We start from the raw sequence: 16,049 nt of genomic DNA, 5'->3' as shown, positions 1-16,049 counted from the left end.
CGGTTGGGATTTTTCAGCCAGTGGTACGAGCCGGAGCCTGGGCCGGCGGCATTGACTTCGGTGACAGCGCGAGCACTGGCGGCCCGAGGACATGAGGTTCACGTTCTGACAGGCTTTCCCAACTACCCAACGGGCACCTTGGCCGCAGGCTATCGTCAGGTCCCACAGCTGCACGAGACGCTCGGTGGAGTGCATGTCACTCGCGTGCCGCTCTACCTCAATCACAACCAGTCAGCAGCCAAGCGCCTCGCCAACTACGCATCGTTCGGCCTGAGCGCAGCCTTGTTCGGCGTTCCGTTGCTCCCTGAGCTGGATGCATTGTGGGTGAACTATTCACCGATCACCATTGCCCTGCCGATGTGGCTCCAGCAGATCACGCGAGGCACGCCGACCGTCTGTGAGGTCGCGGACCTATGGCCGGACACGATGGCGGTGTCGGGGCTCGCCGGTGCCGGGACCATTGCCAGGATGGGGCGGTCGGGGCTGGAGCGTTGGTGCAATGCCATGTACGCATCCTCAGACGCCGTCGTCTACATCTCTCCGGGGGTGGGACCGATCCTGGAGGATCGGGGAGTCCCGCGAGAGCGCCTGCGCTACATTCCTAAACCCGCAGACGAGCAGGCCTTTCACCCGTCAGGGCGATCACTGCGCACGGAGCTCGACATCGATCCGGAAGCCATTGTGCTCGTGTATGCCGGAACCATGGGAGCCGCTCAAGGACTCGGGTCACTCGTCGAGGCGTGCGCCCTCGTCAATGATCCGCGACTGGTCGTGCTCTTGGCAGGATCGGGAACGCAGGAGGGGGACCTCCGCAGTGAAGCTGCGGCCAAGGGGACGAGCAACATTCGCTTCCTGGGACGCCTTCCCCAGAGTCAGATGGCGAATCTGCTCGCCACCGCGGATGCGGCGTACGTGAGCCTGGCCCGATACCCCCTCAGCGCGGTAACCATGCCGAGCAAGACGCAGTCCATTTTGGCCGCAGGTCGAGCGATTCTGGTAACTGGAACAGGGGACGTAGTCAACCTGGTGGACTCCCACCGGGTCGGGTTCAGCGCGATGCCTGGCGACCCCGCGTCCATCTCTCAAGCCATTCGCGGGATTCTGCAGACGGGGCGTGGTGGGTTGGCAGACATGGGCCGCACCGCCCGGCTCCTCTACGAAGATGAGTTCTCTGTGGACCGCACGACCACCCAGGTTGAGGCCCTGCTTGGCGAGGTTTCGCGGGTTCAACGAAAAGGGCGGCTGAAACGGACCAAGGCAGGCTCACGTGGTTGATTCGACCATCGAACACACGATCAGCAGACGCGATGCGGCGCCGCTGGCCAGACTCCATCGGGCAGCCTTCCCGGGCTTCTTCCTGTCGAAGCTGGGTGAACCGTTTCTTGAGCAGTTCTACCGGGGCTACGTGACTGACCCGACAGCCGTTGTCGCGATCTCGAGGGACAACGCGGGACGTCCGCAGGGCGCTGCGGTCGGCACCACAGACCCTACAGATTTCTTCGGCAGGCTCCTACGACGCCGCTTCTTGGGCTTTGTCGGCGCCAGCGCCCGTGCCACACTAAAACACCCCATGGCCGCCCCCCGACTCCTGAAAGCACTTACCTACCGGGGAGATGCTCCGACCGGACGACAAGGCGCGCTGTTGAGCTCCATCTGCGTCGACCCGACTCTCTCTGGTCAGGGCATCGGTTCACACTTGATCCGAGGCTGGACCCGTAGGGCCCGGGAAATGGGAGCGGAACGGGCTTTTCTCACAACCGATGCTGTGGGCAACGAGTCGGTGAACTCCTGGTACCTCCGCGAACGGTGGGTGCTGAGTGACTGCTTCGTCGCGCACGGCGACCGCCCAATGAATCGGTATGAGTACGACCTTCGCGAAGTGGATGAGCAATCATGAGCCGCGCGCGCGATTTCGCTGTCTCAGCCGTAGGGCTGTTCCTGCTCATGCCCATATTTCTGTTGATCGCTCTGATGATTCGGCTGGATTCGCCGGGCCCAGTCTTCTTCCGACAGACGCGCGTGGGCTTGTATGGTCGCCCCTTCTTGATCCACAAGTTTCGCACCATGCGGGTCGGTGCGGCAGGCCCAGCGGTGTCGACGGCGACGGATTCGCGCATCACACGTGTCGGCATGTTCCTGAGGAGAACCAAGCTCGACGAGCTGCCCCAGCTCATCGACGTGCTCCATGGCGCCATGAGCCTCGTGGGTCCACGTCCCGAGGTGCCCCACTACGTCAGTCTCTGGCCGGACGACTTGCGTCCGATTATCCTCTCCGTCCGACCAGGGATTACTGATCCCGTCACGGTAGGTCTACGCAGTGAGGCCGATATTCTGGCTCAATCGCCCGATCCGGAGCTGACGTACGTTGAAGAGTTGCTGCCCCTGAAGGCTCAGGCATACATCGAGTACATTCGTACCCAGTCTTTCTGGGGAGACATCCGAACCATTTTAGCGACGTTTGTGGCTGTCATCTTCCCCGTCCATAGCGCTTGGCTTTCCGAAGGACTCAAACAATGATAGGTGAGACGGTATGAAAATCTTGCTGACAGGCGCAGATGGTTTCTTGGGATGGCACACGCGCACGCGTCTCAGTGCGCAAGGTTGTCACGAGGTCATTCCGGTAACGAGGGGGATCTGGAGCCAGCTACCGAAATTGGCGCGTGATGTGGATGCGGTAATCCACGTTGCCGGGGTGAATGCGCATGGGGAGCCCACGGGAAATACCGATCTCGCGACTCAGGTTGCCGAGGCGATGCGAAGCTCCGAATCGTGCAAAAGGATCGTTTACTCAAACACGATCCATGCAGGGAATGGGACGCCCTATGGAAGCGATAAGGCACGTTCCGCTGAAATTTTGGCTGAGGTGGCAGCAGAAAAGAGAGCAACGTTTGTCAATTTGCGCTTCCCGAATCTTTTCGGGGAGCATGCGCGTCCCAACTATAATACCTTCGTCGCGACCTTCATCAAGGCTGTCGTAGACGGCAAGGTGCCTAATATTGTTGATCGCCCGATCGCTCTTTTGCATGCACAAGAGGCTGCACAGAAACTCATAGACGGACTAACGCTGGAGCGTACTGTGTCGGAAGCCGAGTCATTGGCGCTTCCGATCATGGGCACGCAGGTGACCGTTCAAGGCGTTTACGAGAAGCTGCTCTATTTCGACGACCTCTACTCGAAGGGGGATATTCCGGCATTGCGCTCGCCTTTCGAGATTGCCTTGTTTAACAGCTATCGGGCGGCTCTTTTTCCCGAACGTTCACCCATCTCGCTTGTTAAGCACGAAGATCAGCGTGGATCATTCTTCGAGACGATTCGAGTTGTGGATGGGGGAGGCCAGACATCATTCTCCACAACTGTGCCAGGAGTGACCCGAGGAAATCACTATCACCTGCGCAAGATCGAACGATTCGTCGTCCTGTCCGGTCATGCGCGGATCAGTTTGCGTCGAACATTCAATGACCGAGTTGTGAGTTTTGACGTTTCTGGTGATGAGCCGTGCGTTGTGGACATGCCCACAATGTGGTCGCATAACATAACCAATATCGGCTCGGATACCCTGACGACCCTTTTCTGGATCAATGAGCTCTTCGACCCCAACGATCCCGACACTTTCCGGGACGTGGTGTAAATTTCACGGCCGTTGCATTTATGATCAGTTATGATCGTGCTCGGCTTTCTTGGCCTTTCGTGCTCCCCACGCAGAGCGCTCTGCTTTTCGAGGAACCCCAACCCAGATGAGCGAGAAGATCTTGTCTAACCCCATCAGCATCAGTGATTCCGTTGTAACCATCACCGGCGGCACCGGGTCTTTCGGCTCCACCATGGCCATGGATTTGCTCCGTAAGGGAGTCGGCGGCATCAACATCTTCAGTCGTGACGAGGCAAAGCAGGACGCCATGCGTCGTCGCATCGACGACGTGCGGGTCCACTACTTCATCGGTGACGTCCGAGACGCTGACAGCGTGAAAAGGGCCGTGAGGGGAGCTGACTTTGTCTTCCATGCTGCCGCGCTCAAACAGGTGCCATCGTGTGAGTTCTTCCCTGAGCAGGCCGTCAAGACCAACGTGCGGGGAAGCTACAACGTGATTGAAGCCGCAGCAAGTGCGGGGGTCCGTTCGGTGGTCCTCCTCAGTACGGACAAGGCTGTCTACCCCGTTAATGCGATGGGTATGACCAAGGCGCTGATGGAGAAGACCGCCCAGGCCTTCGCGCGGAACAACCCGAAGTCCACGACCACCGTCGCGCTAACCCGCTACGGAAACGTCATGTACTCGCGCGGCTCGGTGATTCCGCTCTTCATCCAGCAGTTGCAGACTGGGAAGCCTCTAACGCTGACCGAACCGCTGATGACCCGTTTCCTAATGTCGCTTGAACAGTCGGTCGATCTCGTCTACCACGCCTTTTTTCATGCTGCGCCAGGGGACTTGTTCGTCCGTAAGGCTCCCGCTAGCACCGTCGAAACGCTGGCACGTGCGGTCGCGTCCCTGTTCGGTAACGACGACCCAGAGATCCGCGTGATTGGCGCTCGTCACGGAGAGAAACTTCACGAGACGCTGGTGAGCCGCGCTGAGATGGTGAAGGCTGAAGATCAGGGTGGGTATTTCCGGGTCCCTCTGGATTCCAGATCACTGCAGTACGAGCTGTACTTCGAGGATGGCGAGACGCGAACGGCCGGTGTGAATGACTACACGTCGGAGAACACTAATCGGCTCTCGGTCGAGCAGACGAAGGATCTGCTGCTAACGATCCCTGAGGTTGCAGCCGTGATCGAACGGATCGTCGCCTGATGAGGGGGCACGAGAGGTTCCTTATTGTTTCCTTGGCGATAGTCGATTGCCCTGTATGCTCTGTGCGAAAGAAATGTTCAAATCCGAGCATTCCAGAACTCACCTAGAGGTGGTTTGATGACCAAAGTGATGACGGTAGTCGGCACCCGTCCAGAAATCATCCGGCTGTCCGAGGTCATCAAGCGCTTGGACGTCACGGTTGACCACGTGCTCGTACACACGGGTCAGAACTACGACTACGAGCTCAACGAGATATTTTTTGAGGAGCTGGGACTCCGCAAGCCCGACCACTTCCTTGAGGTGGACACATCCAGTCTCGGACGGGTCCTTGGAGAAGTGCTGATCAAAACCGAGCAGGTGCTGTTGGCTGAGAAACCGGACGCCTTTCTAGTGCTTGGTGACACGAACAGTTGTGTCGCGGCTCTGATGGCCAAACGGATGCGCGTCCCTGTTTACCACATGGAGGCCGGTAACCGCTGCTTCGACGAAAACGTGCCGGAGGAGACTAACCGGCGCCTGATCGACCATGTCGCCGACTTTAACCTCGTTTACACCGAGCACGCTCGGCGGAACCTCCTCGCCGAGGGGATCCAGCCGCGCCGCATCCTGCTGACAGGATCGCCGATGAATGAGGTGCTGTCTGCGCAGCGCAAGGCGATTGACACGTCGGATGTGCTCGAGCGTCTAGGCCTAGAGGAGGGTGGTTACTTCTTGGTAAGTGCCCACAGGGAGGAGAATGTCGACAACCCGATCCGCCTGTCAGCGCTGCTGGATTGCCTCGAGACCGTGGTCGAGGAGTTTAAGCTACCGGTACTGGTATCGACCCACCCGCGAACCAGGAAACGCCTGGAGGAATCCGGTCGGAGCGTTGGAGGGGTCACGTTCCACAAGCCTTTGGGTTTCCACGACTTCAACCACCTGCAACTTAAGGCGCGCTGCGTCCTGTCGGACTCCGGCACCATCGCCGAGGAGTCGTCCCTTTTAGGGTTCCCGGCGGTCACTCTTCGCGATTCGATCGAGCGACCGGAGGCTCTAGACACCGGGGCCATTGTTATGACAGGCCTCGAGCCCGCCAACGTGTTGGAGGCTGTCAGGTTGAAGATGGCGGGGGCAACGATCGGGCGGGGGCCTGCGCTTCCGCAGGACTACAGACCAGTCAACACTTCGGAGCGAGCCGTGAGCTTCATCCTGTCGACTTGGCGACGTCACGCGGCATGGTCGGGCCTGCAGTCTCGACAGCTCGCAGGGGATACCGCATGAGGATCGTGGTCAACGATATCGCCGCCAGTGGGGGCGGCGGCGCACTGTCCGTGTTGCGGAGCTTTCATGGCTACGTGCGCGACCACGACGAGGAGAACGACTGGGTCTTCTTGCTAGGAAGCGACCTTCTGGATGAGTCTGCGCACGTTCGTACGATCATGCTACCTGCGGTGAAGAACAGTTGGCTGAGGCGCCTATTCTTCGATCTGGTCTCAGGACGGTATTTGTTGGCTTCACTTAAGCCGGATGTGGTTCTCTCCCTGCAGAACACGTTTACCTACGGGGCGAGATGTCCTCAAATCGTATATGTGCACCAGTCCTTACCGTTCCAGCGCGCCGTGAATTTTTCGCTTTGGCGGGGCGACGAACGATTTCTGGCGATTTACCAGCATGTGATCGGGGCGATCATCAAACGCTCGGTCCGGCACGCGACCCGCGTCATCGTGCAGACTGAGTGGATGCGAGATGCCGTCGTCGACCAGGTCGGCCTCTCCGAAGACCGGGTGGAGGCTATTCTCCCAGACCTCGAGGACCTCAGCGCTTACGCATTCGAGGGCGCTCCGGACGCAGGCGCTTTTTTTTATCCGACAGCGGCTTACAGCTATAAGAACAACGACTGCATCTATATGGCCTGTCGCCTCCTGAGACAGCGGGGAACGGTCGATTTCAGTGTCACGATGACCGTGGACTCACCATCGCTCGATCCCAACGTAGTGGCGATTGGGCGCGTCCCCCGAGAACAGGTACTGGAGATGCTCTCTCGCTCCACGCTTGTCTTCCCATCCCTCGTCGAGACATACGGGGTTCCGCTCGCAGAGGCGAGAGCCTTAGGCGTCCTCGTATTAGCCGCAGATCTTCCCTATGCGCGGGAAGTGCTGGACGGATACTCGAACGCGTATTTTTTTGACCCGAAGTCGCCGTCGGAGCTGGCTGTGCTGATGAGCAACATCATCAATGGGAATATTGTTAGAAGATGGGATTGCCCTGAGGTTCCCCGAACAGGAGCCTGGGCGAGGGTAGTCGAGACCATTGAGTATTTTGGCCGTGGGGCAGGGCAGGTATGATGAGAATCCTTTGGCTGACGAACATCCCTTCGCCCTACCGTGTGGACTTCTTCAACGAGCTGGGGAAGACCTGTAGGCTAACCGTGCTCTTCGAGAAAGCTCGCGCGTCCAATCGCGATGAGTCTTGGGCAGATTTCAACTTCGAGAACTTCCAAGGCACCGTCTTGCATGGGCTCTCATACTCGGCTGACTCGGCGGTGAGTTTTGAAGTGCTTAGTTATCTCCGGAAGCAGAACTACGATGCAGTAGTCATCACTAACTTTTCATCCCCTACAGGAGCTCTTGCGATCGCCTACTTGCGGTCCGTTGGAGTTCTTTATTATTTAGAAAGCGATGGGGGATTCCGTAGCGGTGGGAGGATTAAGACTTGGTTAAAGAAGCAGGTCATTCGGGGAGCCGATGGCTACTTCAGTACATCAGAAGAGAATGACAAGTACTTCTTGGCTTACGGGGCGAAGTCGACGCAATTAATCCGATACCCTTTCACTTCTATTCGAGAGAAACAAATTCTCTCCGAACCACCGTCTGAAACTCAACGTCGTGCGGCGAGAGAAGCGTTGGGAATCACCCAGCCCCAGTTGGTGTTGTCGATTGGGCAATTTATTCCAAGGAAAGGGTTCGACGTACTACTCAAGGCATTCGCGCTGCAGCGCGATGGTGTTGCTCTATGTATTGTTGGCGGTGAGCCGACGTTGGAGTATCTGAAATTAGTGGAATCTCTCCAAATTTCGAACATTTACTTTGTTGGTTTCAAGCAGGAGTCTGAACTCCGCACGTATTTCACGGCTGCGGACTTATTTGTCTTGCCTACACGAGAGGATGTTTGGGGTCTCGTGGTGAGTGAGGCGTTGGCAAATTCCTTACCAGTCGTGACAACCGACCGCTGCATTTCCGGGCTTGAGATGGTTGCCCCGAACTCCTGTGGATTGATTGTCCCAGCTGGGAATGTTGACAAGCTATCAGAGGCGATTGGACGCCTGTTAGGAGACAGTGAGCTCTGCTTAAGAATGCGGACGCGTGCGCTGGAAGTAAGTAGAGAATATACGATCGAAAGAATGGCGAGGCGTCACGAGCACGTTTTGCGCGAGCGGCTGAGGGCTAATGCCTAGCGACTTCGACTTCGAGAGTGCTTGGACGACCTCCGCAGTTCGCCGTGTCCGTCGAAGGCGCGAGGGATTTGAGAGCCGGTACGGAAAGTCTGGATCCATGGTGCGGAGGAAAGCTCATCGAGGTGATCCGTCGGACCCGAAGGGTTCGCTTCTTACCAACGCTCTCTTACAGCTGGCTCTTGTCTACTCGGCCCTCATGCAGGCGCTCTCGCACGACCCGGGGAAGTACGCCGTTCTACAGGTTGGGTTGTATGTAATCGTAGCTGTGCTTCTTGTCCACGCTTTTTTCTCAGGACAACTTCGAATCAATAATCGAACCATCCTGTTGATGGTAATTGCAATTATTGGATCGCAGGCGCTGAGAGCACTTCTGAGTATCATCCTCGGTACCACTCTTGTAGGCCGAGATGTCCTTCTCTTGCCGTTGCTCATGTTGATCCTAGGATTTAATTCGACGGTAGATGAGCATCGTACGGGAATTATTTCCTACGCTTACGGTGCAGCAGCGGCTTTTTCTGGCTGGTACGTAGTAGCTACCTTTGGTGAGAATATCGCTTATGCTGGGCAATACTTCTTTGTACAGAAGAACCAGCTCGGCGCGGTCCTGGGCGCCGCGGCAGCTCTGCTTTTTTATGAGATAGTCCAATCCCTAGACCGTACCCCGAGCTCAACTTTGAGCCCGCTTTTAGCGGGTGCTCTCCTGGTGGGCGTTCTAATTCCCCTCTTCGAGTTGCGAAACCGGAGCACTATCATCGGACTGATCGTTCTCGCCACTGTTATTTCTGTGAAGGTTGTCTTGGGTAGGCGTGTCCGCGCAGTCACTCGTATTTTCTTTTTCGCCCTCCTTACTGCTGCGATTATATTTTCACGACAATTGGGCGGCATCTTTTTCGATGCTTTATTCGCTAATTATGATACGGCTGATCCCAATTCTATCAGCGCAAACCGGATTGACGTATATTACGAGACCTTGATATTTCTGCGAAGTCACCTATTGTCTGGTGAGTTATTAAACTCATCGGGTATTTTTGATCCCCATAACTTTATTTTATACCAACTTTTGAAGTACGGGATTCTGTTGAGTCTTGTATACTTTGCATTTTACTTCTTCTTTGGCTATCGACTGCTGCGAGTCTGGAGTGTCACGCGGATACTAGAGGTGCCGCCTTGGGCATACCTTCTCGTTATTTCATATACGACGAGTCTTTTTGAATATGCTCAGCCGTTTGGGCCTGGCACAACCCAAATGGTAGCTTGGTATTTTGTCGGACTGAGCTTGACTAGGGAGAGAAATGGTTAAAACGCTAAACCTGATCTTTGTTTCTCAGGAGTATTCCGTTGCTAACCATCAGGGTCTGTGGCAGAGTCTTGCCTCGAACCCGAGTGATATCGGTGATATCACTGTGGTCGTCAATATTGCGGCAGACTTCGTGGTTTCGGTCTTCAAGCGCCGCTTCTACCGTATCAGGGAAGCGTTTGAAAACAGGGTACAGAAAGTTGGGGACTGTTTTTTGGTCCGTCCTCTGTTTTTCTTGCGCACGGAATTGGCGGGCCAAGTTGTGAATCGAGCCAACATGGAAGTCCTGAAGAAGTTGTTGGTTGGTGTTGTTCCAGATATTGAAAGTCGCGAAATCCGCGCCCTTTTCTATGATGGGAATTGGGCGCGCTTGATCAATAGCATGTTCCCAAGAGCCAAACTATTCTACTACATTGTGGACGAGGTGACTAGGACTGCCGCAGATGATAGTAGGCATGAGGGGCGAAGCGCTAACGATCGTTCTGGATGTGAATACGCTGATCGGATATTTGTCACGAGTAGCGCGCTTTCGACGGCACGACCCGCCTATCGGGAGAAGATCGTGGTTGTCGGCAATGGAGGAACCGCTCCTCAAAGCGAGAGCTCCTTATCAGAGCGCGACCCAGATAGTGTTGGTCTGGTCGGAAACATCCGGGACTGGATCGACAAACAGCTCTTGGAGAATCTGATCTCCTTGAGACCGGATCTCCAGTTTACCTTTGTTGGAAACATTGAGGATAACATGCGGGTGTACGTGGAGCGAATCATTCAGGAGAACTCGAATGTTCGTTATGCTGGGATGGTTCGGAAGGATGAGGTGTGGGACTGGTATCGCAGCTTCCGCGCTGTGATCGTTCCGTATAAGCAGAACGAGTTCATCCGTGCATCGCGCCCCATCAAGATTGTTGAGTCGGTCTTGGCAGGGACTCCGGTGGTTACGGTCCCTGTAGACGGGTATAAAGAATCGGAATTTATCTTATTTGCTCGTACAGCTGAAGAATTTTCTACTGCGCTTGATTCATTTCCAAGAAATGGAATTGATTTAGAATCGCCAGCATATGCTCAGTTCACTTGCGAAAATTCTTGGTCAGCTATCGCCAAGAGGATACTAGAGGAGTTTGCTAAGACCTCAAAGAAGTAGCGCATACTAAAGGCAATCGTTATAGCGAGAGGGATGGATGTGGGATCAGTTCGGGTTTTCAGATGGAGCGTCGCTAGTACCGTTGCTGCTCAGTTTGTTAACATCGTGTACGGGTTGATTCTCCCACGCCTCGTCATCCTCGTGTACGGCTCCGAAGTTAATGGAGTAATGGCTAGTGGTCTCCAACTCGTCGGGTATCTCGCCATTCTGGAGGCTGGGCTCACGGCCGCCAGTATTAATCAGCTATATAAACCAATTTCCGGAGGCGATGTCGACGAGGTAGGGAACCTTTTGGGCACCGTCCGGCTTAGCTATGTGCGCATAGCTGTTCTTGTCGCTTCCGGCGCCGTTTTATTGGCAGGTCTATACAGTCTAGTCGTGCGGTCGTCTTTGAGCCCGGTGAGAGTATTTCTTTTCGTGGTCGCTCTAGCTGTCGGGCCGGTTATTGATTTTTCTCTCTCCTCAAAGTTCTATGTATATTTTGTCGCGTCGAATCAAGTTTTCAAGTTTCAACGCGCTCAGATAGTGGCGATGGTTGGGAAGGTCGCGGTGGTCCTTGTTGTGTCTCGCCTTCGGCTCGACCCTCTGATTTTATTCACTTTGCTCAGTCTTATTTCTTTGGTCAAGGCTGCTATTCTTCGGTTTGATTTTTGGCGTGAGCCGTTCAATGTCCCTCGGAGATATGTGCGGCGGAAGATACCTCAGCGTGGGGCTGTCTTGAGTCATCAGCTTCTCGGCTTGGTGACTTATAACCTCCCCGTCATCCTCATAAGCGTCGGTATTGGTGTAATGGCCGGAAGCGTCTTCTCAGTGAATAGTATGATCTTCGGTACTTTTTATGGTTTTGGATCCATGGTGTATGGTCAGGTCTTCGTGCCGAGGCTCGGGCACAGTATTGTATCTGGCAGTAGAAAGACGGATTATTTCTATAGGCGGAGTGTCTTGGCTGGTACTTGGTTTTCGACTTGTGCCATGCTGTCCACGTTCGTCTTGCTGCCGTCCTTCTTAAATCTTTATGTGGGCGGCTCGGATATAAATTATTACTATCGATCAACCGCTTCTCTTTTTGCGATGGCTGGTTTCTTTAATATATTGAAGCTGCCCTACCAGTCCCTCGTGACAGCCAGTGGAAAATTTCGCGAGACTGTTGTGTTTTCGGGTATTGAAGCTGGTGTCTTCTTGGCTGTTGTACTTGCCACTTGGTGGTGGCGTTCTATTGACTTGGTGGCTCTTGCATTGGTTCTAAGTTCCGCAGTGAAGATGTTTTCGCTAAAGATTTTCTCTCATTTCGCAATTGCTCGTGAGCCGTTGAGTCAAACGGCTGGTCAGTTATTAGCTTTAGCTTCGATAGGGCTTTGTTTGTGGATCCTAGACCCTTCACTACTTCAATTTGATTCTGTTGGGTCGTGGCTCGTCCTTGGTTCCATTGTATTCGTCACATCCTCATTGGTTGCGCTCACGGTGACGACTGCTCCGGGGCTCTTAGTTCGAATGGTGAAAAAGGGGCTTTTCGAAAAAAAGAGTGGAGCGGGGGTCTGACCTGAGTCATGCCACATTACTTATTTCTTGGTTTACTAGACTTAACCTAATTTGGAGACGGGGTACGATTTTGAATTTGAGTGGCGCATCGGTGCTGGTGACACCTGCAGCAGTCCCGACGGACTGGCTGACTGCGAGTGAGGTGCGGGCCGACGGTTAGAAAACCGCCGGCCCGCAGGGATCACTTCTCGTTCTTCTCGTTGCGGAGGCCCTTGTGCTGGTTGGGGCTGCCGTTGAGGATGCGGCCGGTGGTGGTGTCGCGCTTGTACCACGCGTCGCCGTGCTTGAACTCGGTGCGGCCCTTGACCGCACCGACGCGGTGTCCGTGTCCGGTGTTCTTTGCCATCCTTCTCACCTCCATTCCGATAGCCCGCTTCTGCTCTGCAGGGGCTCTCACTATGTAGTCGAGATAGGTGGACCCAGAGTTAGGCCTGACTTGCACAGTTTTAGTGCCCCGTGAGGTCGGGGATCTTGTCGAGGATGGCGGCGGCGTCAGTGCTGAGGCGGGGCTGGGCGGTGACGTGCTCGCCGGCGATCGTGATCGTGACGGTCTGGAGGGGGCGCAGGGTCTGGACGAGCTTCTTGATACTGACCCTGGTGCGCTGCTGCAGGTAGCGCGCGACGGCGAGGGCGCAGAAGACGACAGTGAGGTGGGCCTCGATGGAGTCCTTCTTGTGATGGAAGATCGGCCGCGCGGCGAGATCGCTCTTCGCCATTCTGGCCCGAGTTGGGTCAGATTAGTGCATACCCCTGCCGGGGAGGGCGTCGAGGATGTCTTGGGCCTGGGGCGGGATGGCCGGCGGGATGGTGATGATCTGGGTGCCGGTGTTGATGACCGCTGATTGCAGGGGCCGTAGCGTCTGGAGGAACTTCTTGATCGAGATCCCGGTCCGGGTCTGGATCGTCCGGGCCAGCGCCAGAGCGGCGAAGACGACCGTGAGGTGGGCCTCGATCGACTCGCGGGTGCGGTGGTAGATCGGGCGCGCGGCCAGGTCACTCTTGGCTGAATATTCGCTTCCCTGGGGTCCATCCGTCTTGTGGCCGGGGGCCAGCGGGCCGATACGGCAGTAGCGGACTTGGGGGCCAGCGGTGGCGTGCTTGGGGGCCGCCCTGCTTAGGCTCCTTCCGCCGTGTGTATCGGGCACGCGGCGGAAGGAGTGAGTGTCCATGGTACGGAAGATCAGAGCGAAGTTGGTGTTGCAGTTGCGCGCCGAGGGCCTGTCCGGGCGGGCGATCGCGACATCGCAGGCAATGTCACGCAAGAGCGTCACGGCGGTGCTGGAGGCTGCCGATGTGGCCGGTGTCGGGTGGGACGAGGTCGCCGACCGGTCGGAGGGCGAGGTCTATGGCCTGTTGTTCCCGGGGCGGGGGGAGCATGAGAGTGTGTTCGCCCAGCCGGACTGGGGCCAGGTCCATCGCGAGATGGCCCGGGTGGGGGTGACGCTGAAGCTGCTGCACCAGGAGTACGCCGATGCCTGCGCCGTCGCCGGGGACCCGTCGATGGGCTACGACCGGTTCTGCCGGACCTACCAGCACCACGTGCTGGTCACCGGGGCGTCCTCCCGGGTCGGGCACAAGGCCGGCCAGAGCGTCGAGGTCGACTGGTCCGGGCCGACGATGCGTCTGGCCGATCCGGTCACCGGCCAGACGAGGACGGTGTACTTGTTCGTGGGGTGCCTGCCGTTCAGCCGCTACGGGTTCGTCGAGCCCACCCTGGACATGAAGCAGGACACCTGGCTGCGGGCCCACGTGGCGATGTTCGAGTTCTTCGGCGGCTCGGTGCCAAGAATCGTGCCGGACAACCTGAAGACCGGGGTGATCAAGCACCCACGCGAGGGCGAGATCGTGCTGAACGATGCCTACCGGGAGATGGCCGCCCACTACTCGGCCGCGGTGTTGCCCGGCCGGGTGAAGAAGCCCAAGGACAAACCCAGTGTGGAGAACACCGTGGCCCACGTGGCGACCTGGGTGATCGCGTCGCTGCGGGAGCGGGCGTTCACGTCGCTGCCGGAACTGAAGGCAGCGATCGGCGAGCAGATGGATGCCTACAACCGCGAGCCGTTCCAGAAGCGGCCCGGCTCGCGGTCGAGTGTGTTCGCCGCCGAGGAGGCACCCTCGTTGACGCCGCTGCCGGCGGTGGCCTACGAGATCAGCCAGTGGGTCTACGGGCGCCGGGTCGGGCGCAACGGCCACGTGGTCTGGGAGCGCAACTACTACTCGGTCCCGTTCGCCCATATCGGCACCACGGTCGACCTGCGCGTCACCGACCGGGTGCTGGAGGCCTACCGCGGCAGCGAACGGCTGACCAGCCACCTGCTGCTACCGGCGGGTTCGGTCAACGAGTACCGCACCAACGACGCCGATCTGCCCGCCGGGAAGCACTACCAGCCCTGGGACCCGGCCCGGGTGCGGGAATGGGCCGCACGGATCGGCCCGTCCGCCACCGTCGTGGTGAACCGGATCTTCGAGTCCGTGCCGGTCGACGAACAGGGCCTGGACCCCGCCCTGGCCGTGCTCCGGCTGTCGCGGCGCTACTCGGCCGAACGTGTCGAAACGGCCTGCCGACTCGCCCTGACGGGCAGGGTCCGCTCACCGCGCTACGCGCATCTGGCACCCATCCTGGCCACCGGGCAGGACCAGACCGCGAGCCTGCGTCCACCCCGGACAGAACCAGTCGAAGACGGCGGCTACGTGCGCGGCGCCAGCTACTACGCAGGAGACGCGAAGTGAGCGGGATCGATCTGGAGACCAAGCGCAAGCTTCGCGAGATGGGAGCGGTCGCGCTGCTGGAGGCGATCGAGGCCCAGGACGACACCCTGGTCCTCGGGCTGGGCTTCGCCGACCGGCTCCGGCTGGTCGTCGATGAGGCGCACTCCGGATTCACCCACGCCAAGGTCGAGGGACTGATCCGGCGGGCCGGGCTGCGCTATCCCGGCGCCGATCTGCGCCGGGTCGACCTGATCGCAGAACGCGGACTGGACCGCAACGTGATCGCCCAGCTCGCGACCTGCTCGTTCATCGAACGCCACCAGAACGTCGTGTTCCAGGGCTTCACCGGTTCGGGGAAGTCCTACCTCGGCTGCGCGCTGGCCAAACAGGCCTGCCAGCACCGGATCCGGGCCCACTACATTCGGATGCCCGACCTCGAAGAGGCCTGGGCCCAGGCGAAAGACAAGCCCCAAGGACAGACGAAGTTCCTGAACAAGTACGCGGCGTTCACCGTGCTGGTCATCGACGAGTGGCTGCTCGACCATCCCGACGAGGGCATCCGCAGCATGCTGCTGGAACTGCTGGAACGCCGCTACGACACCGCCTCGACCGTGTTCTGCACCCAGTACGCGAAGAAAGACTGGCACCAACGCCTCGGCTCCGGAGTACACGCCGACGCGATCATGGACCGCATCGTCCACAACACCATCTGGGTCGACACCGGCAACCACAACATGCGCGAACACGCCGCCGTGAACCAGTAACACGACCCCGGTGGGAGCCGGTGGCGCCCACCACGGCGGCTGCTGGCCCCCACCGGCAATATCACCGGCCCCCAACAGCAAGATCCAGTGGCCTCCAAACCTTCAAATACTCACTTGGCCATCCGGAATGACGCCTCGACCTGCCACAGGTCTCGGTAGGCGGCCACCACCGCCGGCCCGTCCATCGCCGCCGCTGGGATGTTGTTGACATATCCCTTGAAGCCGGCGGCGGCGCGGGCTCGCTCGACCAGGCCCCGGTCCACGCCCTTGGTGGCGCCCTGCAGCTTCACGAAGCGGTGCTTGCCGATCGGCGCGTTGCCGGTGGCGATCTTCTCGGCCCGTTCGATCTGCTTGTTCAACGTCTGCCCCGAGTTGGGTC

Annotated in this window: 17 protein-coding genes; 13 read left to right on the top strand and 4 right to left on the bottom strand. The window is 57.8% G+C overall.

Translation table 11 applies throughout. The annotated features are described in order from the left end of the window. Window positions 1–3: 3 nt before the first annotated feature. From R0145_RS17505 to R0145_RS17455, 11 genes are all read left to right on the top strand, one after another. Complete coding sequence (locus R0145_RS17505) at window positions 4–1,275, top strand: glycosyltransferase family 4 protein (RefSeq protein WP_317838229.1); 1,272 nt, start codon at window positions 4–6, stop codon at window positions 1,273–1,275. After that, window positions 1,268–1,897 (top strand): GNAT family N-acetyltransferase, encoded by a 630-nt coding sequence (locus R0145_RS17500; RefSeq protein ID WP_317838228.1) that lies wholly within the window; start codon window positions 1,268–1,270, stop codon window positions 1,895–1,897. Before R0145_RS17505 ends, R0145_RS17500 begins: the two co-directional genes overlap by 8 nt. After that, on the top strand, window positions 1,894–2,517 hold the full coding sequence (locus R0145_RS17495) for a sugar transferase (RefSeq protein WP_317838227.1): 624 nt from the start codon (window positions 1,894–1,896) through the stop codon (window positions 2,515–2,517). Before R0145_RS17500 ends, R0145_RS17495 begins: the two co-directional genes overlap by 4 nt. 13 nt (window positions 2,518–2,530) lie before the next feature. Further along, the gene (locus R0145_RS17490; protein ID WP_317838226.1) at window positions 2,531–3,628 is read left to right on the top strand and encodes an NAD-dependent epimerase/dehydratase family protein; all 1,098 of its coding nucleotides are present in this window, start codon (window positions 2,531–2,533) and stop codon (window positions 3,626–3,628) included. Between the two features lie 106 nt (window positions 3,629–3,734). Beyond that, a complete protein-coding gene (locus R0145_RS17485; protein ID WP_317838225.1) occupies window positions 3,735–4,787 on the top strand; it encodes a polysaccharide biosynthesis protein in 1,053 nt (350 codons plus the stop codon). Between the two features lie 117 nt (window positions 4,788–4,904). Beyond that, window positions 4,905–6,047: a non-hydrolyzing UDP-N-acetylglucosamine 2-epimerase gene (gene wecB / locus R0145_RS17480; protein ID WP_317838224.1), complete on the top strand. Its 1,143-nt coding sequence runs from the start codon at window positions 4,905–4,907 to the stop codon at window positions 6,045–6,047. Beyond that, the gene (locus R0145_RS17475) at window positions 6,044–7,111 is read left to right on the top strand and encodes a glycosyltransferase (RefSeq protein ID WP_317838223.1); all 1,068 of its coding nucleotides are present in this window, start codon (window positions 6,044–6,046) and stop codon (window positions 7,109–7,111) included. The genes wecB and R0145_RS17475 overlap by 4 nt, the downstream gene beginning before the upstream one ends. Before the next feature lie 41 nt (window positions 7,112–7,152). Continuing rightward, on the top strand, window positions 7,153–8,220 hold the full coding sequence (locus tag R0145_RS17470; protein WP_317838222.1) for a glycosyltransferase family 4 protein: 1,068 nt from the start codon (window positions 7,153–7,155) through the stop codon (window positions 8,218–8,220). A 196-nt stretch (window positions 8,221–8,416) separates the two neighbouring features. Beyond that, window positions 8,417–9,520, top strand: a complete 1,104-nt coding sequence (locus R0145_RS17465; protein ID WP_317838221.1) for a hypothetical protein — start codon at window positions 8,417–8,419, stop codon at window positions 9,518–9,520. Then, the gene (locus R0145_RS17460) at window positions 9,513–10,658 is read left to right on the top strand and encodes a glycosyltransferase (protein ID WP_317838220.1); all 1,146 of its coding nucleotides are present in this window, start codon (window positions 9,513–9,515) and stop codon (window positions 10,656–10,658) included. The genes R0145_RS17465 and R0145_RS17460 overlap by 8 nt, the downstream gene beginning before the upstream one ends. A gap of 33 nt (window positions 10,659–10,691) precedes the next feature. Continuing rightward, on the top strand, window positions 10,692–12,197 hold the full coding sequence (locus R0145_RS17455; protein WP_317838219.1) for a hypothetical protein: 1,506 nt from the start codon (window positions 10,692–10,694) through the stop codon (window positions 12,195–12,197). Between the two features lie 181 nt (window positions 12,198–12,378). On the opposite strand, the gene R0145_RS17450 is transcribed toward R0145_RS17455, so the two are convergent. From R0145_RS17450 to R0145_RS18495, 3 genes are all read right to left on the bottom strand, one after another. Continuing rightward, on the bottom strand, window positions 12,379–12,543 hold the full coding sequence (locus tag R0145_RS17450) for a hypothetical protein (RefSeq protein WP_317838218.1): 165 nt from the start codon (window positions 12,541–12,543) through the stop codon (window positions 12,379–12,381). A 100-nt stretch (window positions 12,544–12,643) separates the two neighbouring features. Continuing rightward, window positions 12,644–12,913 (bottom strand): hypothetical protein, encoded by a 270-nt coding sequence (locus tag R0145_RS17445; protein ID WP_317838217.1) that lies wholly within the window; start codon window positions 12,911–12,913, stop codon window positions 12,644–12,646. Between the two features lie 21 nt (window positions 12,914–12,934). Continuing rightward, window positions 12,935–13,366: a hypothetical protein gene (locus R0145_RS18495; RefSeq protein WP_411742061.1), complete on the bottom strand. Its 432-nt coding sequence runs from the start codon at window positions 13,364–13,366 to the stop codon at window positions 12,935–12,937. On the opposite strand from R0145_RS18495, the gene istA reads away from it, so the two are divergent. Beyond that, window positions 13,365–14,927, top strand: a complete 1,563-nt coding sequence (istA, locus tag R0145_RS17435) for an IS21 family transposase (RefSeq protein ID WP_317838216.1) — start codon at window positions 13,365–13,367, stop codon at window positions 14,925–14,927. The two genes, R0145_RS18495 and istA, sit on opposite strands and share 2 nt — an antisense overlap. Then, window positions 14,924–15,670: an ATP-binding protein gene (locus R0145_RS17430; RefSeq protein ID WP_317838215.1), complete on the top strand. Its 747-nt coding sequence runs from the start codon at window positions 14,924–14,926 to the stop codon at window positions 15,668–15,670. Before istA ends, R0145_RS17430 begins: the two co-directional genes overlap by 4 nt. 110 nt (window positions 15,671–15,780) lie before the next feature. Here R0145_RS17430 and R0145_RS17425 read toward each other — a convergent pair whose 3' ends face one another. Beyond that, a complete protein-coding gene (locus R0145_RS17425) occupies window positions 15,781–16,029 on the bottom strand; it encodes a hypothetical protein (protein ID WP_317838214.1) in 249 nt (82 codons plus the stop codon). Window positions 16,030–16,049 lie beyond the last annotated feature (20 nt).

It is taken from the genome of Raineyella sp. W15-4, assembly GCF_033170155.1.
Taxonomy (GTDB): Bacteria; Actinomycetota; Actinomycetes; order Propionibacteriales; family Propionibacteriaceae; genus Raineyella.
Note: the sequence above shows the minus strand (reverse complement) of the source record. Positions and strands in the feature narration are given on the sequence as shown.